Source organism: Ruegeria discodermiae (assembly GCF_030758345.1).
Classification (GTDB): domain Bacteria; phylum Pseudomonadota; class Alphaproteobacteria; order Rhodobacterales; family Rhodobacteraceae; genus Ruegeria_C.
Genome location: NZ_JAVAMO010000009.1, coordinates 13030 through 30692, shown reverse-complemented (window position 1 = coordinate 30692; position 17663 = coordinate 13030). Strand labels below are relative to the sequence as shown.

Annotated in this window: 15 protein-coding genes; 10 read left to right on the top strand and 5 right to left on the bottom strand. The window is 61.4% G+C overall.

Going from position 1 to position 17663, the window contains the following annotated elements:
• Window positions 1–2 precede the first annotated feature (2 nt).
• From xdhB to Q5Y75_RS17775, 5 genes are all read left to right on the top strand, one after another.
• Window positions 3–2321, top strand: coding sequence for a xanthine dehydrogenase molybdopterin binding subunit (gene xdhB / locus Q5Y75_RS17795; RefSeq protein WP_306199977.1), 2319 nt, complete (start codon window positions 3–5; stop codon window positions 2319–2321).
• A 3-nt stretch (window positions 2322–2324) separates the two neighbouring features.
• Complete coding sequence (gene xdhC / locus Q5Y75_RS17790; protein ID WP_306199974.1) at window positions 2325–3206, top strand: xanthine dehydrogenase accessory protein XdhC; 882 nt, start codon at window positions 2325–2327, stop codon at window positions 3204–3206.
• A gap of 44 nt (window positions 3207–3250) precedes the next feature.
• Window positions 3251–4852, top strand: a complete 1602-nt coding sequence (locus tag Q5Y75_RS17785) for a xanthine/uracil/vitamin C permease (RefSeq protein ID WP_306199971.1) — start codon at window positions 3251–3253, stop codon at window positions 4850–4852.
• 63 nt (window positions 4853–4915) lie between these two features.
• The gene (gene guaD / locus Q5Y75_RS17780; RefSeq protein ID WP_306199968.1) at window positions 4916–6253 is read left to right on the top strand and encodes a guanine deaminase; all 1338 of its coding nucleotides are present in this window, start codon (window positions 4916–4918) and stop codon (window positions 6251–6253) included.
• A 141-nt stretch (window positions 6254–6394) separates the two neighbouring features.
• Entirely contained in the window at window positions 6395–7264 is an 870-nt protein-coding gene (locus Q5Y75_RS17775; RefSeq protein WP_306199963.1) for a bifunctional allantoicase/(S)-ureidoglycine aminohydrolase, read from the top strand.
• Here the strand turns inward: Q5Y75_RS17775 and bhcR are convergent.
• Window positions 7245–8093: an HTH-type transcriptional regulator BhcR gene (gene bhcR / locus Q5Y75_RS17770; RefSeq protein WP_306199960.1), complete on the bottom strand. Its 849-nt coding sequence runs from the start codon at window positions 8091–8093 to the stop codon at window positions 7245–7247. The genes Q5Y75_RS17775 and bhcR overlap by 20 nt on opposite strands.
• A 166-nt stretch (window positions 8094–8259) precedes the next feature.
• Between bhcR and bhcA the strand changes: the two genes are divergently transcribed.
• The 4 genes from bhcA to bhcD all read left to right on the top strand — a co-directional run bounded on the left by bhcA (window position 8260) and on the right by bhcD (window position 12664).
• The gene (gene bhcA / locus Q5Y75_RS17765) at window positions 8260–9450 is read left to right on the top strand and encodes an L-aspartate--glyoxylate aminotransferase BhcA (protein WP_306199957.1); all 1191 of its coding nucleotides are present in this window, start codon (window positions 8260–8262) and stop codon (window positions 9448–9450) included.
• Complete coding sequence (gene bhcB, locus Q5Y75_RS17760; protein WP_306199955.1) at window positions 9450–10415, top strand: beta-hydroxyaspartate dehydratase BhcB; 966 nt, start codon at window positions 9450–9452, stop codon at window positions 10413–10415. Before bhcA ends, bhcB begins: the two co-directional genes overlap by 1 nt.
• Before the next feature lie 14 nt (window positions 10416–10429).
• Window positions 10430–11593: a 3-hydroxy-D-aspartate aldolase BhcC gene (gene bhcC, locus Q5Y75_RS17755; RefSeq protein ID WP_306199952.1), complete on the top strand. Its 1164-nt coding sequence runs from the start codon at window positions 10430–10432 to the stop codon at window positions 11591–11593.
• Window positions 11594–11698: 105 nt separating this feature from the next.
• The gene (gene bhcD, locus Q5Y75_RS17750; RefSeq protein ID WP_306199949.1) at window positions 11699–12664 is read left to right on the top strand and encodes an iminosuccinate reductase BhcD; all 966 of its coding nucleotides are present in this window, start codon (window positions 11699–11701) and stop codon (window positions 12662–12664) included.
• Between the two features lie 109 nt (window positions 12665–12773).
• On the opposite strand, the gene Q5Y75_RS17745 is transcribed toward bhcD, so the two are convergent.
• The 3 genes from Q5Y75_RS17745 to puuE are packed head-to-tail and all read right to left on the bottom strand — an operon-like array spanning window position 12774 to window position 16167.
• Window positions 12774–14216: a nucleobase:cation symporter-2 family protein gene (locus tag Q5Y75_RS17745; protein ID WP_306199946.1), complete on the bottom strand. Its 1443-nt coding sequence runs from the start codon at window positions 14214–14216 to the stop codon at window positions 12774–12776.
• Between the two features lie 56 nt (window positions 14217–14272).
• Entirely contained in the window at window positions 14273–14758 is a 486-nt protein-coding gene (locus Q5Y75_RS17740) for an ureidoglycolate lyase (RefSeq protein WP_306199943.1), read from the bottom strand.
• Complete coding sequence (gene puuE / locus Q5Y75_RS17735) at window positions 14755–16167, bottom strand: allantoinase PuuE (RefSeq protein WP_306199940.1); 1413 nt, start codon at window positions 16165–16167, stop codon at window positions 14755–14757. Before puuE ends, Q5Y75_RS17740 begins: the two co-directional genes overlap by 4 nt.
• A 151-nt stretch (window positions 16168–16318) precedes the next feature.
• Here puuE and uraH point away from each other — a divergent pair, with 151 nt between their 5' ends.
• Window positions 16319–16672: a hydroxyisourate hydrolase gene (gene uraH, locus Q5Y75_RS17730; RefSeq protein ID WP_306199937.1), complete on the top strand. Its 354-nt coding sequence runs from the start codon at window positions 16319–16321 to the stop codon at window positions 16670–16672.
• Here the strand turns inward: uraH and Q5Y75_RS17725 are convergent.
• Window positions 16669–17589 (bottom strand): LysR family transcriptional regulator, encoded by a 921-nt coding sequence (locus Q5Y75_RS17725; RefSeq protein ID WP_306199934.1) that lies wholly within the window; start codon window positions 17587–17589, stop codon window positions 16669–16671. The genes uraH and Q5Y75_RS17725 overlap by 4 nt on opposite strands.
• Between the last annotated feature and the right edge of the window lie 74 nt (window positions 17590–17663).

The window sequence follows — 17663 nt, the reverse complement described above, 5'->3', positions numbered from 1 at the left end:
AGATGAAAGATACCGTTTCCGTCCAGGGCACCGCCCATAGCGACCGCATTCATGACAGCGCCATCAAGCACGTCACGGGCCGCGCGGATTACACCGACGATATCGCGCTGCCCGCAGGCACGCTGCATGCCTACTTGGGCGTTTCGGATGTGGCCCATGCCACACTGAACAGCATCGATCTCTCTGCTGTGAAGGCCGCGCCGGGCGTGATCGGCGTGCTGACGGCCGAAGATGTGCCCGGCGTGAACGACATCAGCCCCACCGGGCTGAACGATGAGCCCGTCTTCCCGACCGACAAGATTCAGTTCCACGGTCAGCCTCTGTTTGCCGTCATTGCCGAAACCCGCGACGCGGCACGCCGCGCGGCGGAACTGGCGCAGATCGATTGCGACGTGCTGCCCCACGCGCTCGACCCGCTTGCTGCGCAGGAAGCGGGCTATCCCTTTGTGACGAAACCGCTCAAGCTTGAACGCGGCGACATCGCCCCCGCCATCAAGGCCGCAGCCAACCGCATCAAGGGGCGGATGCATGTGGGCGGTCAGGACCATATGTATCTCGAAGGCCATATCGCCTTTGCCATTCCCGGCGAGGACGATGAGGTCGTTGTACACTGCTCGACCCAGCACCCCTCCGAGGCGCAGCATATGGTGGCGCATGTTCTGGGCGCGCCCTCAAATGCCGTGGTCGTGAATGTCCGGCGCATGGGCGGCGGGTTCGGCGGCAAGGAAAGCCAGATGAACCTGTTCTGCGCCGTCGCCGCCATCGCCGCCAAGAAGTGGAACCGCGCCGTCAAAATCCGCCCCGACCGCGATCAGGACATGACCGCAACCGGCAAGCGGCATGATTTTGTGATCGACTACGACGTGGCCTTCGATGAAACCGGGCATATTCAGGCGGTGGATGGCAGCTTTGCCGCCCGCTGCGGGTTCTCCGCCGATCTGTCGGGCCCGGTGACCGACCGTGCGCTGTTTCACGCCGATAACGCCTATTTCTATCCCAATGTGCGCCTGACCAGCCATCCGATGAAAACCAACACCGTGTCGAACACGGCTTTCCGTGGCTTTGGTGGCCCGCAGGGAGTGATCGCGGCGGAACGCATCATCGAAGAGATCGCCTATGCGACCGGTCAGGACCCGCTGGATGTGCGCAAAGCCAATTTCTATGGCGGCAAGGGCCGCGATCTGACGCCGTATCATCAAACGGTTGAGGACAATATCATCGACCGCCTTGTGGGTGAGTTGGAAGACAGTGCCGAATACCGCAAGCGGCGGCAGGAGATCATCGCCTTTAACGCCAGCTCACTGGCGCTGAAAAAGGGCATCGCGCTGACCCCGGTGAAATTCGGCATCTCCTTCACCGCCACCTGGTACAACCAGGCCGGTGCGCTGGTGCATGTCTATAATGACGGCTCGATCCACCTCAATCACGGCGGCACCGAGATGGGCCAGGGGCTGAATACCAAGGTCGCCCAGATCGTCGCCGAAGCGTTCCAGGTCGACATTGACCGGATCAAGATCACCAAAACCACAACCGAGAAGGTGCCGAACACCTCCGCCACGGCCGCCTCCAGCGGGACCGACCTGAACGGGATGGCCGCACTGGAGGCGGTCAAACAGATTCAGGCGCGTCTGGTTGCTTTTGCGTCCGAGAAATGGGGTGTCGCCCCCGAAGAGGTCGTGTTCCTTGCCAATGATGTTCATGTGGGCGCGCAGGTCATTCCCTTCGACGCCTTCATCAAACAGGCGTATCTGGCGCGGATACAGCTCTCCGCCGCCGGATTCTACAAAACCCCGAAAATCCACTGGGACCGGGACAAGGGGCAAGGCCGCCCGTTCTACTACTATTCTTATGGCGCGGCCTGTTCCGAGGTGGTCATTGACACGCTCACCGGCGAATATCGGGTCGAGCGCACGGACCTCTTGCATGATGTCGGGCGCTCGCTGAACCCCGCGCTGGACAAGGGTCAGGTCGAAGGCGCGTTTGTTCAGGGGATGGGGTGGCTGACCACCGAAGAGCTTTGGTGGGACGAGGCGGGCCGCCTGCGGACGCATGCCCCATCGACCTACAAGATCCCCTTGGCATCGGACCGGCCACGCGTGTTCAACGTGAACCTCGCCGACTGGTCGGAAAACCGCGAGCTGACCGTCAAACGCTCCAAAGCCGTGGGCGAGCCGCCCTTCATGCTGGGCATATCGGTGTTCGAGGCGCTGTCGATGGCGGTCGCCTCGGTGGCCGATTACAAGACCTGCCCGCGCCTGGACGCGCCTGCCACGCCAGAACGCGTGTTGATGGCCGTCACCCGGCTCAGAAACGGGGGGTAGGATATGGCCCGCACGTCCAAATCCCTGTCGACCTTTCTACAGGTCCAAGGCCCAGTGATCCGCATTTCGCTCACCCGAGTCCGCGGATCGTCACCCCGCAATGAAGGGACCGAGATGTTTGTCTCGGTGCAAGCACTCTGGGGCACCATTGGCGGCGGGCAGTTGGAACATCTCGCCATCGAGCAAGCCCGCGACATGTTGAGCGCGGGCATCCTGAACAGGGACATGGATGTGCCTTTGGGCCCCGAAATCGGGCAGTGCTGCGGCGGGCGGGTGGAACTGTCCCTGTCGCGCATGCGCGCATCTGACAAGCGCGCCGCCCTGCTACGCGTAGGCGACGCCGATGCCGCCCCGCCCCATGTCTATGTCATGGGCGGCGGCCATGTCGGGCGGGCGCTGGCTAATCTGTTCCAGCACCTGCCGGTGCGCTGCATCTTGATCGACACCCGCGCGCAGGAGATCGCGCTTTGCCAGGCCGACGTGGAATGCCGCGTCAGCGCCATCCCCGAGGTCGACATCATGACCGCCCCAAAGGACAGCGCGTTCATTGTCCTGACCCATGATCACGGTCTCGACTTCCTGCTGACATCAGCCGCACTGGAGCGTGGCGACGCGCGTTATGTGGGCATGATCGGATCAGCCACGAAGCGGACCAAGTTCCGCAACTGGGCGCGCAAGCACTGCGATGGCCAGACAATTGAACATCTGAATTGCCCCATCGGGGCAAGCGGTAGCCGCGACAAGCGGCCCAGCATCATCGCCTCCTTCGTGGTGGCCGAAGTGATGGCTGAATTGACCTCTGAAACTGCCGCAACCGCCTCTTACGGGGCACCCGACGCATACGCGTCGGGACAACACCAAAACCAGCAAGGGATTTCGGGCTGACACCGTCAGAGCGAGGGCTGGTTCCATCAGAGGAGGAGACCGTCATGGACGGGAGGACCTACGACTACAAGCTGTTTACGCGCAGCGACTTCAGCGCCTTCTGGGCGCTGTTCACCGATAACCTTGTCAATCTGCTGATCCTCTCCGGGGTCTGTCAGTTCGTATTTCAGATGCCCGCCGAGATCGTGTTCGGCCGCATCGTTCCCGGTGCCGCCATCGCCATCCTGGCCGGTGTCGCCGTCTATACCTACATGGCCAAATGGGCCGCAAACCTGCAGGGGAAAGACGTGACCGCCCTGCCCTATGGCATCTCGACACCGGTGATGTTCGTCTATCTCTTCGGCGTAATCGGACCGATCTACTGGGCCACACAGGACCCGCTGCTGGCCTGGCAGGTCGGTATCGGCGCGGGGTTCATGGGAGGCATCGTTGCCGCTCTTGGGGCCATCGTAGGGCCGTTTCTCAAGCGCATCACGCCGCGCGCGGGGATGCTGGGCACGCTTTGTGGTATCGCGCTGGTCTTCATCGGATCGGTGCCGCTTGCGGAGATTTTCGAGCACCCGATCATCGGCTTCACATCGCTCTTGTTCATCCTGTGGGGGCTGATCGGGCGGTTCCGTCTGCCGGGCAACATTCCTGCCGGTCTGGTGGCCATCGGGGCAGGCACCATCATCGCGATCATCCTGGGAGAGGCAAAACTCGACGCCAGCGGCATGGGGTTCTATCCGCCCATTCCCTATTTCGGCGACCTGATTGCCGGGGTGCAGTATCTCTTTGCCAACCCGGAACTGTTCCTCGTCCTGATCCCGGTGCAGATCTACAATTTCATCGAGACCATGAACAACGTGGAATCCGCCGAAGCGGCGGGCGATCACTATCCGGTCGGCCTGTGTCAGGTCACCGACGGTGCGGGCACCATGATCGGCGCGCTGTTCGGCTCGCCCTTCCCCACCACGGTCTATATCGGGCACCCGGCCTATAAGCGTCTGGACGCGCATGCGGGCTATATCATCGGCGTTGCTGTCGTGATCGCCGCTGCGGCCTTCCTTGGGTTCCTGTCCTTCCTGGCGGGCCTTATCCCGATCGCGGCTGCTGCGCCGGTGCTGGTCTTCGTTTCGGTCAGCCTGATCACCAACACCGCCTGGGCGGTCAAACCGCTGCACATGGCCGCCGTGTCCTTTGCCATCCTGCCCCATATCTCGGCCTTCCTTATGGTCAAATGGGGGTCGCTGATGAACGCCTTGCGCAGTTCCGGCGTCGAAGGCCTGCCCGCACTTGGCGATGAGGGCCTGACCGCAGCGCTGCTGATGGAAGGCGCGCATTACGAGGGCCATCTGGCATTGAGCCAGGGTGCCATCCTGACCGGTCTGATCTGGGGCGCAATCGTGGCTGACGTGATCGACGGGCGCTTCCGCATGGCGGGTGGCTTCGCCATCGCGGCAGCGGTGATGTCCTCGATCGGGGTGATCCACTCCTTCACGCTGCAGGCCCCGCAGATGGACGGGATCACCATCGGCTATCTGATCATAGGAGCGTTCCTGTATCTCTACCCGCTGCTCGCGCCGAAGGGAGATCTGGAACATCGGGTCATCGTCCCCGACGAACCCGATTTGATCGACGACGACACGCCTGCGCAACAGGCCTGATCGCAAACCGGGGCGGCGCAGCAGCCGCCCCGACCCATTCCAGGTGATGCAAAGAGACCAACCATGACCCAGACAGTGCTGCGCGGACGCGTGCTGACATTTCACGCCGAGCCGAAAGATGGCGGGGACACCAGCGCCTATAGCTATATCGAAGACGGGGCCGTGCTGGTCCGTGACGGGCTGATCCGAAAAACCGGCAGCTCCACAGAGGTGACGGCCCATGCCCCGGATGCCCAGGTCATCGACCACCGGCCACACCTGCTGATGGCGGGTTTCATCGATACCCATCTCCATTTTCCGCAGGTGCAAGTGATTGCATCCTGGGGGTCGCAACTGCTGGATTGGCTCAACACCTACACCTTTCCCGAAGAAACACGCTTTGCCGATCCCGATCACAGCGCGCTTATGGCCGAGAGGTTCTTCGACCAGCTGATCGCTCATGGCACCACAACAGCAGTGGCCTTCTGTTCCGTCCACAAAGCCTCCGTCACCGCGTTTTTTCAGGAAGCGACAAAGAAAAAGCTGCGGATGCTGGGCGGCAAGGTGATGATGGATCGCAATGCGCCCGCCGCTCTGAGGGACACAGCGCAGACGGGCTATGATGACAGCAAGGCGTTGATCGACGCATGGCATGGCACCGGGCGGTCAAGCTATGTCATCACGCCGCGCTTTGCCATCACCTCCACGCCCGAACAGATGGAGATGGCACAGGCTCTGGTGCGGGAACACGGCGACTGCCATGTGCAGACCCACCTGTCCGAAAACCGTGACGAGATCGCATATACGCTGGAGCTCTATCCGCAGGCCCGCGACTATCTGGATGTGTATCAATCCTACGGGCTGCTTGGCCCCAAGACCTTGCTAGGCCACTCCATCCACCTTGAACCACGCGAGATCGACGCGCTGGCCGAAACCGGGGCACACCCGGTGTTTTGCCCGACCTCGAACCTGTTTCTGGGCAGCGGGCTTTTCGACAATGCCGGTCTGCGCGCGCGCGGCATCACCAACGGGATCGCCACCGATATCGGCGCGGGCACAAGCTATTCCATGCTGCAGACCCTCAACGAGGGCTACAAGGTTCTGCAACTGCAGGGCCAGTCCCTGCACCCGCTGCAGGCCTTCCACTGGGCCACGCGCGGCAATGCCTGCGTCCTTGGGATGGAAGACAAGATCGGCACGCTCGACCCCGGCACCGAGGCTGATATCGTCGTCCTCAACGCGCGCAGCACCGAGGCGATGGCCCTGCGCATGGATCGCGCAGAGACCTTGTCCGAAGAGCTGTTCATCCTGCAAATGATGGGCGATGACAGGGCCATCGAAGAGGTCTATGTCAGCGGCACGCCGAGCAAGACCGCCTCCGCCATACGCGCAACTCGCGCCCGGGTCCCGGAATACGCGTGAGCCGCACCACCTTACGAATTTCCAAGCAGCGCGCCGGGATTATCAAGCGAATGCGAAAGGTGCTGTAACCCCGATGCGGGTGGCCAGCCGGTGTCCGGCCCAACATATTTGACCCAAGCCGCACAAAAGACAGGAGCCTTGATGTCAACGAGTTACTACGCCCCAAAAGGCGGGCATCCCGGTCAAGAGCAGCTCCTGACGGATCGGGCGGTCTTCACCGATGCTTATGCCGTCATTCCAAAAGGAACGATGCGCGACATCGTGACCAGCTTTCTTCCATTCTGGGATGACACCCGGCTTTGGGTGATAGCCCGCCCGATGAGCGGCTTTGCCGAAACGTTTTCGCAATACATCATGGAGGTCGCGCCCGGCGGTGGCTCGGATCACCCCGAAACCGACCCGGGTGCCGAAGGGGTCCTGTTTGTCGTCGAGGGCACAGCATCCCTGACTGTGGACGGTGGCGAACATCATCTGACCGAAGGTGGCTATGCCTACCTGCCGCCATCATCCTACTGGACCCTGCGCAACACCTCGGACGAGGTGCTTCGCTTCCACTGGATTCGCAAAGCCTATGAGGCTGTGCCGGGTCTGGCCGCCCCCGACGTGATCATCGCCAACGAGCAGGACATCGCACCAACGGTCATGCCCGACACGGACGGCAAATGGGCGACGACGCGCTTTGTTGATCCAACTGACCTGCGCCACGATATGCATGTCACCATCGTCACCTTCGAACCCGGGGCGGTCATTCCCTTCCTCGAAACCCATGTGATGGAGCATGGGCTCTACGTGCTGGAGGGCAAAGCCGTCTACCGTCTGAACAATGACTGGGTCGAGGTCGAAGCAGGCGATTACATGTGGCTGCGGGCCTTCTGCCCGCAGGCCTGTTATGCGGGCGGTCCGGGCAAATTCCGCTATCTGCTCTACAAGGACGTCAACCGCCACATGGCGCTGCGCCCGCTGGCGGGCACGGCCAAAACTAACCCGCCTCTCAGGTCCGCCGCCGAGTAGCATGCCCCCCGATGGCGAGCGAGAGCGCCTGAGCAGCCTCCATCACGGAGCCGCTCAGGCGCGCGATGTCATCCCTGCCGACGCGGCTGGTCGGGCCGGACACGGAAATCCCGGCGACCGCCTCGCCATTGACGTCAAAGACCGGCGCCGCGATGCAGCGCATGCCGAGGTTTTTCTCTTCCCCGTCGATGGCAAACCCGGCCCGGCGTATCTCTGCGAGATTGTCGCGCAGGGCGGCGAGGTCGGTGATGGTAAATTCGGTGAACGCCTCAAACGGTTTGCCTTGCAGGGTTCGGGTCAACCGCGCCTCATCCATCTCGGCCAGCAACGCCTTGCCGATGCCCGAAGCATGCATCGGTGACAGGGTGCCGGGCGGAAAGAAGGCCCGGATATTCGCATAGGTCTCAACCTGGCTCAGAAACAGCACAGAGCCTTCTTTTTCGATCCCCAGATTGGCCGTTTCCCCGGTCTCTTCCATCAGCTTGCGCAACAAAGGTCGCGCGCAGTCGACAAGGCTTGTCCGTCTGAGAAACCGCGCCCCGATGACAAAAGCCTGCGGCCCGATATGCCAGACCTGCTCGACCGGGTCGAATTCGACCAATCCCCTGCCCTCCAGCGTCACCAGCACCCGGTAGACCGTCGCCGGAGATTGCCCCATCTCGGCGGAAATCACCGTCAACGCCTTGCCCTGCGCCTCGCTGAGAAACTCAAAAACCTCCATCGCGCGATCTAGGGATTTGATGGTGTTCTGCGCGGTCTTATCCTCCCAGCCGCGCGGCCTGCCGCGCGCCCGACGGGGGCTGGTTTCGCCATTGTTTTGAGATTTCATATAATGCCTCAGATTTTCGCGAAGAGCATTTTCACAATATGAAAAACGTAAAGCGCTGACAACAGTATATTATTCCAAAGCGACCGAAAATGAAAAACGATTTCAAAAAAATATCACCCGGTTCGGGATCGCGCTAGAAACAGCGTAACGATCTAAGGAGATGGATATGAGCTTTCAAAACCCTGTTTTCATTCCGGGGCCAACCAACATCCCGGAAGCTCTGCGCAAAGCCTGCGATATGCCGACCATAGACCATCGCTCGCCGCTGTTCGGGCAGATTCTGCACCCGGCCCGGGACGGGGTGCGCAGGGTGCTCAAAAGCGCATCGGCTGAGATTTTCATCTTTCCCTCCACCGGCACTGGCGGCTGGGAAACGGCGCTGACCAATTGCCTGAGCGCAGGCGACACGGTTCTGGCCGCGCGCAACGGCATGTTCTCGCATCGCTGGATCGATATGTGTCAGCGCCATGGACTGGATGTGCGGATAGTCGAGACTCCCTGGGGCGATGGCCTGCCAGCCGACCGCTACGAAGAGATTCTGACCGCCGACACGCAGCACCGGATCAAGGCCGTGCTTGCGACCCATAATGAAACGGCGACCGGCGTGAAATCCGATATTGCCGCTGTGCGCCGCGCGCTGGATGCGGCGGGCCACCCTGCCTTGCTGTTTGTCGATGGCGTATCCTCGATCGGGTCGATGGATTTCCGGTTCGACGAATGGGGCGTGGACGTCGCCGTCACCGGGTCGCAAAAGGGCTTCATGCTGCCTGCCGGGCTTGCCATTGTCGGGTTCAGCGACAAGGCCATGGCCGCCACCAGGACGGGCACCCTGCCCCGGACCTTCTTTGACGTGCATGACATGGCCAAGGTCTATGCCAACAATGCCTATCCCTACACGCCCGCCGTGGGTCTGCTGAACGGCCTTAACGAGGCCTGCGCGATGCTGCTGAGCGAAGGTTTGGACAACGTCTTCGCCCGCCACCACCGCATCGCCAGCGGCGTGCGCAAGGCGGTTGCGGCCTGGGGAATGGAGCTCTGCGCCAATAGCCCCGAGCTCTATTCCGACACGGTCAGCGCCATCCGCACGCCCGAGGGGTTCAACGCCACCGATATCGTGACCCATGCGGCCGAAACCTATGGCGTCGCCTTTGGTGTCGGGCTGGGAGAAGTTGCCGGCAAAGTGTTCCGCATCGGCCATCTGGGCAGCCTGACCGACGTGATGACCCTGAGTGGCATCGCCACGGCAGAGATGTGCATGGCTGATCTTGGCCTCGACATCACGCTCGGCTCGGGCGTTGCGGCGGCACAGGAGTATTACCGGGGCCACCCCTCGCTCGCGCACAAGGATGCCGCGTGATGAAGGACAGCGCGATGTATATTCCAACCTATGACGACATGCTGGCCGCCCATACCCGGATCAGCCCGTTCATCCACCGCACACCAGTCCTGACCTCCTCCTACCTGGATGAACTGACCGGGGCGCAGCTGTTCTTCAAATGCGAGAACTTTCAGAAAGCGGCGGCGTTTAAGGTGCGCGGTGCCTCAAATGCGGTGTTCGGCCTGGACGAGGACGAGGCCAGTAACGGCGTCTGCACCCATTCCTCGGGCAACCATGCGCTGTCGCTCAGCTACGCGGCGGGTCGCCGCGGCATCCCTTGCAACGTGGTGATGCCGCGCACCGCGCCTCAAGCCAAGAAAGACGCGGTCATCGGATATGGCGGTACCATCACCGAATGCGAGCCCTCGACCACGTCGCGCGAGGCAGTGTTTGCCGAGGTGCAGGCCGCGACCGGGGGCAATTTTGTGCATCCTTACAACGATCCGCGCGTGATCGCCGGTCAGGGCACCTGTAGCCGCGAGCTGATGGAGCAGACCGGCGGCGTCGATATGGTCGTCGCGCCGATCGGTGGCGGCGGCATGATTTCGGGCACCTGCCTGACCCTGTCACACATGGCCCCGGAAACCCGGATCATCGCTGCCGAGCCGGAGCAGGCGGATGACGCCTATCGCAGCTTCAAGGCCGGTCACATCATCGCGGATGATGCGCCGGACACGATCGCCGATGGGCTGAAAGTACCGCTCAAGGACCTGACCTGGCATTTCGTGTCGAACCACGTGAGCGACATTCTGACGGCGAGCGAAGATGAGATCGTCGACGCCATGAAGCTCACCTGGAAACGCATGAAGATCGTGATGGAGGCAAGCTCTGCCGTGCCGCTGGCCACCATCCTCAAGAACAAAGACCGGTTCGCAGGCAAGCGCGTCGGTGTCATCGTTACCGGCGGGAATGTCGATCTGGACAGCCTGCCCTGGATCAAGTGAAGGGAGCCAACCCAATGAACGCACAGACAAATTTCAAAGGCCTCGAAGTGGGCTTTGATGTTCCCGCCCTGCCCGGCATGGACGAGGCCGACATCCAGACCCCCTGCCTGGTGCTGGATCTGGACGCGCTGGAGCGCAACATCACAAAAATGGGCGATTATGCAAAAGCCCACGGCATGCGCCACCGGGTGCATGGCAAGATGCATAAATCCGTCGATGTCGCCAAGCTGCAGGAAAAGCTGGGCGGCTCGGTCGGCGTGTGCTGCCAGAAAGTGTCCGAGGCCGAGGTGTTCGCCCGTGGTGGCATCAAGGATGTTCTGGTCTCCAACCAGGTGACCGATCCGGTCAAGATCGACCGTCTGGCGCGGATGCCGAAGCTGGGCGCGCGGGTTCTGTGCTGCGTGGATGATCCGGAAAACGTCGCGACGCTATCTGCCGCTGCGGTCAAACACGGCACCCAGATCGAAGCATTGGTCGAGATCGACTGTGGCGCGGGTCGCTGCGGCGTGACCACCACGCAGCAGGTCGTCGATATTGCCAAACTGCTTGACGCGGCCGAGGGGCTGAGATTTGCGGGCATTCAGGCCTATCAGGGTGCGATGCAGCATATGGACAGCTACGAGGATCGCAAAGCCAAGCTCGACGTGGCCGTGGCGCAGGTCGCCGAGGCGGTCACCGCCCTCAAGGCACAGGGTCTGGACTGTGACATCGTCGGCGGCGGCGGCACGGGGTCCTACTATTTCGAAAGCACTTCGGGCGTCTATAACGAGCTTCAATGCGGTTCTTACGCCTTCATGGACGCCGACTACGGGCGCATTCTGGACAAGGACGGCAAGCGTATCGATCAGGGCGAGTGGGAAAACGCGCTGTTCATTCTGACCACAGTGATGAGCCACGCCAAATCCGACAAGGCCATTGTCGATGCGGGCCTGAAGGCCCAGTCACTCGATAGCGGCCTGCCGACCATCTTTGGCCGGGATGATGTCGAATATGTCAAATGTTCCGACGAACATGGCGTGGTTGCCGACCCGGATGGCGTGCTCAAGGTCAATGACAAGCTCAAGCTGGTGCCAGGTCATTGTGACCCGACCTGCAACGTGCACGACTGGTATGTCGGGGTGCGGAACGGAAAGGTCGAAACGCTCTGGCCGGTCTCTGCGCGCGGCAAGGCGTATTGAACAGCATAGGGGGTCCGGCAGGGTGTTGGATCAAGACGCCCGCGTGCAGTGGCCACCCAAGGTAAGCACGCGGGCGCACGAGGTTTTTCGACAAGGAGCACATATATGCTGATCGTCCCCGAGCGCGAGATCGCCGATCTCATGACGCGCGAGGCCGCCTTTGAGGCGGTCGAAAAGGTTTTTGCGGCCATGGCCGCCGGAGATGCCTATAACTTTCCCGTGGTCCGCGAGGCGATCGGCCACGAAGACGCGCTTTATGGCTTCAAGGGGGGCTTTGATCAGGCCGGTCTGACCCTTGGGCTGAAGGCGGGCGGATACTGGCCGCACAATCTTGAGAAGCGTGAGATCATCAATCACCAATCGACCGTCTTCCTGTTCGACCCCGACACGGGCAAGGCCAAGGCCATGGTCGGCGGCAACCTGTTGACCGCTCTGCGCACGGCGGCAGCGTCCTCGGTGTCGATCAAACATCTTGCCCGCCCGGACGCCTCGGTCATCGGAATGATAGGCGCCGGTCATCAGGCAGCCTTCCAGCTCCGTTCTGCCCTGGAACAGCGCGATTTCGACAAGGTGATCGGCTGGAATTTCCACCCCGAGATGCTGCCGAAAATCGAAAGAGTTGCGACCGAGGCAGGCCTGCCCTTCGAGGCGGTGCAGCTTGAGGGTATGGCTGAGGCGGATGTCATCATCTCGATCACATCGGCCTTTTCGCCCTCGCTGATGGCAGATCATGTCTCACCGGGCACGCATATCGCCTGCATGGGCACCGACACCAAAGGCAAGCAGGAGGTCGAGGCCGCGCTGCTCGCCAAGGCGGCAGTTTTCACCGACGAGGTGGCACAATCGATATCCATCGGCGAGGCCCAGCATGCCATTGCCGCCGGACTGATCGCGGAAGCGGATGTTGCCCAACTTGGCGCAGTGATTAATGGCACCCATCCCGGGCGCAGCTCGCACGATCAGATCACGCTGTTTGACGGCACGGGCGTGGGCCTGCAGGACCTCGCGGTGGCCGCCGCGGTGGTTGATCTGGCGGTTGCCAAGGGCATCGCCATGAAGGTCGATTTCTGATCCGGAAAGCTCTTACAAGAACGACCCGAATGCAAAAGCGGCGCCCCTTCGGCGCCGCTTTTCTGTTTGCGTTAATGGGTGCAACGCGCAAACGCCACACCCGGCCAACTCAGGCATGCCCGTCATGCGGCAGCGAGCCTTTGCTATGTCCTGCCATACCGCCTGAGACCTCTTCGGTTGCTTCGTCCGACAACTCCTCGGGCAGGATCAGGTTCAGCACGATGGCAATCAGGGCAGCAGGCAGCAACCCGCTTGTCATCAGGATGCGCAGCGTGTCCGGCAGGTATTGCACAGCTTTCGGATCAAGCTGCAACCCAAGCCCGATGGACAGAGAGATCGCAAAGATCACCATGTTGCGGCGATTCCAGTTCACGTCGGACAGCATCGAGATGCCCGCAGCAACCACCATGCCGAACATGACGATGACGCCACCGCCCAGAACCTCGATCGGGATGGTGCGGATCACAGCGCCCACTTTTGGCACCAACCCGCACAGGATCAGGAACAGCGCGCCGATGGTCACCACATGGCGGCTCATGACACCCGTCATGGCGATCAGGCCCACATTCTGGCTGAACGACGTGTTGGGGAAGCCGCCGAAGATACCGGCAACCGCAGAGCCAACACCGTCAGCATAGGTCGCGCCGGTGATTTCCTCTTCGGTCGCTTCACGCCCGGCACCCCCTTTGGTGACACCCGAGACATCGCCGACGGTTTCCACCGCCGACACAAAAGCCATCAGGCAGAAGCCGACGATGGCGGCGAAGCCAAACTCGAACCCGTATTTGAACGGCACCGGGAAGGCGATGGGTGCCGCGCGGCCCCAGCTTGTTGCGATACCCTCCATTGTGACCATACCCATCGCCATGGCGTAGAAATATCCCACCACTATCCCGATCACGACAGCCGACACCGCCAGCATGCCCTTGGCGTAAAACTTCAGCGCCAGCGTGACAAAGACAACAACCAGGGCCGCCGACCAGTTCAGCAGGCTGCCATATTCCGGCTTGTCGATTGCGGGCACGCCTCCGGCGGCATATTGAATGCCCACTTTCACCAGCGCCAGACCAATCATCGTGACTACCAGCCCGGTCACAAGCGGCGGCAGGGCGAAGCGGATCTTGCCGATGAATGTCGCGATGAAGGCATGAAACAGCCCGCCGACAATAACGCCGCCAAAGAGAACGGGCAGCGCCTCGACGCCCTTGCCCGCGACCAGCGGGATCATGATCGGGATGAAGGCAAAGCTGGTGCCCTGCACAATCGGCAGCCGCGCCCCGACCGGACCGAAGCCAATGGTCTGCAAGAGGGTGGCAATCCCGGCAAACAGCATCGACATCTGGATCAGATAGGTCATATCCGGGAAACCCTGCGCGCCGGCGTCCGACCCGAACCCAAAACCGGCAGCGCCCGCGATGATGATCGCGGGCGTCACGTTTGACACGAACATGGCCAGGACATGCTGAATGCCCAACGGAATAGCGCGGTGGAGCGCCGGGGTGTAATTCGGGTCGCGGAGTTGTTCCGGTGTCCCGATAGATGTGTCTGCCATGGGGGTAATCCTCCTGTGAAGATGCTTTGTGCTGGCCCTTCCGCCAACTTCGATTTTCATCTTTCGATTACGTATTCCGTCTCGAACCAGTATTCCTCAAGGTTCGCGCCCTCTCCGATCCGGTCGATGACCGCAAACAGCCCCGGTTCGGACAGGGGCGTCAGAACGCCGTGCCAGGTGCCGCGGTGAAAATTGATCGCCTGACCCGGCCAGGTGAGAAACGCCAGCGGATCGGTCGGCACACCATCGTTGTCGCGGGCCACGACAACCAGAAACGGATCGGCAGACATCGGCACAAAGGCCTGACTGCCCGCCGGGTGCCGCTCGACCATCCTCAGCGCCAGAGGCAGGGTTTCCTTCTCGCCCCTGAAGATGCTGATGCCAGCCGCCCCATCCGAGAAATCCAGATCCGCCCGATTATGGAACCGGGCGCAGCGGCCTTGGTTGATCAGCTTGTCAGGGGCGCCGCTGGCCTCCATCACATCGCCGTAAGGGGCAAAGGCAGCAGCGGTCAGGGGTTCGGCCTTGATATGTCTGGTCATGCGCCGAGCTTCTCCAGCAGCCGCAATTCGGCGATGCGTTCGACCTGTCGGCAGGCCTCGTCGAATTCGGTCGCCCGGTCATGGTTTATACGGCGTTCAAACGCCTCCATGATCGACGCTTTGGTGTTGTCGCGCACCGCAATGATGAAGGGGAAACCGAATTTTGAGGTATAGGCCTCGTTCAAACGCGTGAAACTGGTGCGTTCCTCATCCGTCAACGCATCCAAGCCGACAGAGGCCTGCTCAGCCGTGGATTCTGCAGTCAGCCGCTTGGCTTCGGCAAGCTTGCCCGCCAGATCCGGGTGCGCGGTCAGAACGCCAAGGCGTTTGTCCTCGGACGCGGCGCGGAACACGCGAGCCAGCATCTGATGGACGCCGCACGCCGTGTCATGCGTGGGCCCCAGTTCCAGATCATGCGCGCCTTCGGCAATCCAGGGGCTGTGCTCAAAAATACCGCCGAACTCGGCCACAAAGCTGTCGCGGTCCATCTCGGAGGGGCGGGGGTTTTGCATCGGGGGGTTCTCCTGCGCCCAGTGCTGCGCGATCTGCAGCCGCGTCGCGAACCAGACGCCATCGTGGGATTTGAAATACTCGATCACCCGGCGCAGGGCGGCGGCACGACCGGGACGCCCGATCAGACGGCAATGCAGACCAATCGACAGCATCTTGGGCGCACTGGCGGCCCCCTCTTCATAGAGCGTGTCGAAGCTGTCCCTCAGATAGGTTTCGAACTGATCGCCGCTGGTAAAGCCCGCCTGAATGGCAAAACGCATATCGTTGCAATCCAGCGTGTAGGGAACGATCAACTGATCCCGCGCGCCAAAACGCATCCAATAGGGCAGATCATCAGCATAGCTGTCCGCGACATAGTCGAACTGGCCGGTCTCAGCCGCCAGCCGCACGGTGTTGTTGGAACAGCGACCGGTATACCAGCCGCGCGGGGCCTCGCCCGTTGCCTCACGGTGCAGCCGGATCGCCTCGGCAATCTGGGCGCGTTCTTCTTCTTCGGGCATATCCTTATGTTCGACCCATTTCAGGCCATGGCTGGCAATCTCCCAGCCCGCGCCTTTCATCGCGGCAACCTGTTCCGGCGCACGTGCCAGGGCCGTTGCAACCCCGTAAACGGTGATCGGCAGATCGCTCAACAACCGGTGAACCCGCCAGAACCCGGCGCGCGCGCCGTATTCATAGATCGATTCCATGTTCCAATGGCGCTGACCGGGCCAGGGTTGCGCGCCGGTGATCTCGGACAGAAACGCCTCAGAGGCCGCATCCCCATGCAGGATGTTGTTTTCGCCGCCTTCTTCATAATTCAGCACGATCTGCACGGCGATCTTCGCGCCATTCGGCCAGTTCGCGGCGGGCGGGGTAGCGCCATAGCCTGTCATGTCACGGGGGTAGCGGGTCACGCTTGTGTTCCTTTTGCTTTCATTCCTCAGTAATCCAAAACAATTCAAAAATTTTTCAAAAAAACGACGAAAGAGTATCTTGCCCAGAGCGCTTTGCAGCTTGCTAAGCATTGCGCCTATAAAAACAGCACCGAAAAAAGGAGAGGCGACAATGACCGGATATCTGACAACTCATGTGCTTGACACCGCGCGTGGCTGTCCGGCGCAAGGCCTCAGGGTCGAGCTTTACCGGCTCGACGGGGACAAGCGCATGCATCTCAAGACGCTTGTGACCAATGATGACGGGCGCACGGATGAACAAATCCTGCCCGCCGAGGCGTTCGAAACCGGTGTGTATGAGCTGGTCTTTCACGCGGGCAGCTATCTTGACGCCTGTGGCACCCCGCCCGAGACCCCGCGCTTCCTCGATGTCATCCCTCTCAGGTTCGGCATGTCGGAGGCCTCGCATTACCACGTGCCGCTGCTGCTGTCGCCGTTCGGCTATTCCACCTATCGCGGCAGCTAGGCCCGAAGCGCACTGCCGCGAATGACCTTGCCAATCCGCTCGATCACGAACTCCATGAACAGGCGTGTTTTGGGGTCTTGCCATTTGCGGTGGGTGAACAGGCACGCCATCTGGATGGATTCCGGCGGTGTCTCGGTCGCGACCGGAACAAGCGCGCCGGATTTGATATGTTCCGAAACCTCAAAAAGCGGTTTCATGGCAATCCCGTTCCCGGCCAGCGCCCAATCGGTCAGCACATCGCCATCATCGGATTCATAGCGGCCCGAAACCGCAAATTTCTTGGGTCCCTCCGGCGTCACCAACGGCCATTGAAACTCGGTGGCTCCCGGGAACCGCAGGTTCAGGCATTCATGACGCTCTGACACCAGCTGTTCACCGGATGCCGGGTTGCCGCGCTCCGCGATGTAAGAGGGCGCGGCGCAGAGCACCCGGTCAACATCGGCAATCTTGCGGATGCGCAGATTGCTGTCTTCGGGCTGGCCCAGAAAAAACGCCAGGTCGAGCCCCTCGGTCGTCAGATCGACATTGCGGTCGGTCAGTCGCAGCCGGATTTTGACCTCGGGATATTCCTTCAGGAAATTGGGCACCTGCGGCGCGATCAACCGACGCCCGACGCCCAACGGGGCGGCCACATAGAGAGAACCCTTGGGGTATTCGGTAATATTGACGACCTGCGCCTCGGCGCTTTCGACGGATTCCAGGATGTCACAGGCCCCGGTGTAAAAGGCCTGCCCCTGCTCGGTCGGCGTCAGGCTGCGCGTCGTCCGCTGGAACAGCCTCACGCTCAGATGCTCTTCGAGTTGCGAGATGCGTGACGAGGTCACCGCCGGCGAGATACGCAAATCGCGGCCCGCGGCCGACATGCTTCCCAGTTCATAGACGCGCACAAAGGTGCGGATATTGTCGAGATAGGACATTGTTCTGTTTTTTTTGATGCTTCTTGATATTCTTCGACAATACCAGAGTAATGCGCGGTCGCATAGGGTGCCCC

What these genes read in the sequence shown, in the direction of transcription:
- Q5Y75_RS17775 (WP_306199963.1), top strand. Translation starts at nt 6,395, where the DNA reads ATGTCAACGAGTTACTACGCCCCAAAAGGCGGGCATCCCGGTCAAGAG.
- bhcA (WP_306199957.1), top strand. Translation starts at nt 8,260, where the DNA reads ATGAGCTTTCAAAACCCTGTTTTCATTCCGGGGCCAACCAACATCCCG.
- bhcR (WP_306199960.1), bottom strand. Translation starts at nt 8,093, where the DNA reads ATGAAATCTCAAAACAATGGCGAAACCAGCCCCCGTCGGGCGCGCGGC.
- bhcC (WP_306199952.1), top strand. Translation starts at nt 10,430, where the DNA reads ATGAACGCACAGACAAATTTCAAAGGCCTCGAAGTGGGCTTTGATGTT.
- guaD (WP_306199968.1), top strand. Translation starts at nt 4,916, where the DNA reads ATGACCCAGACAGTGCTGCGCGGACGCGTGCTGACATTTCACGCCGAG.
- Q5Y75_RS17785 (WP_306199971.1), top strand. Translation starts at nt 3,251, where the DNA reads ATGGACGGGAGGACCTACGACTACAAGCTGTTTACGCGCAGCGACTTC.
- Q5Y75_RS17745 (WP_306199946.1), bottom strand. Translation starts at nt 14,216, where the DNA reads ATGGCAGACACATCTATCGGGACACCGGAACAACTCCGCGACCCGAAT.
- uraH (WP_306199937.1), top strand. Translation starts at nt 16,319, where the DNA reads ATGACCGGATATCTGACAACTCATGTGCTTGACACCGCGCGTGGCTGT.
- Q5Y75_RS17740 (WP_306199943.1), bottom strand. Translation starts at nt 14,758, where the DNA reads ATGACCAGACATATCAAGGCCGAACCCCTGACCGCTGCTGCCTTTGCC.
- Q5Y75_RS17725 (WP_306199934.1), bottom strand. Translation starts at nt 17,589, where the DNA reads ATGTCCTATCTCGACAATATCCGCACCTTTGTGCGCGTCTATGAACTG.
- xdhC (WP_306199974.1), top strand. Translation starts at nt 2,325, where the DNA reads ATGGCCCGCACGTCCAAATCCCTGTCGACCTTTCTACAGGTCCAAGGC.
- xdhB (WP_306199977.1), top strand. Translation starts at nt 3, where the DNA reads ATGAAAGATACCGTTTCCGTCCAGGGCACCGCCCATAGCGACCGCATT.
- bhcD (WP_306199949.1), top strand. Translation starts at nt 11,699, where the DNA reads ATGCTGATCGTCCCCGAGCGCGAGATCGCCGATCTCATGACGCGCGAG.
- bhcB (WP_306199955.1), top strand. Translation starts at nt 9,450, where the DNA reads ATGAAGGACAGCGCGATGTATATTCCAACCTATGACGACATGCTGGCC.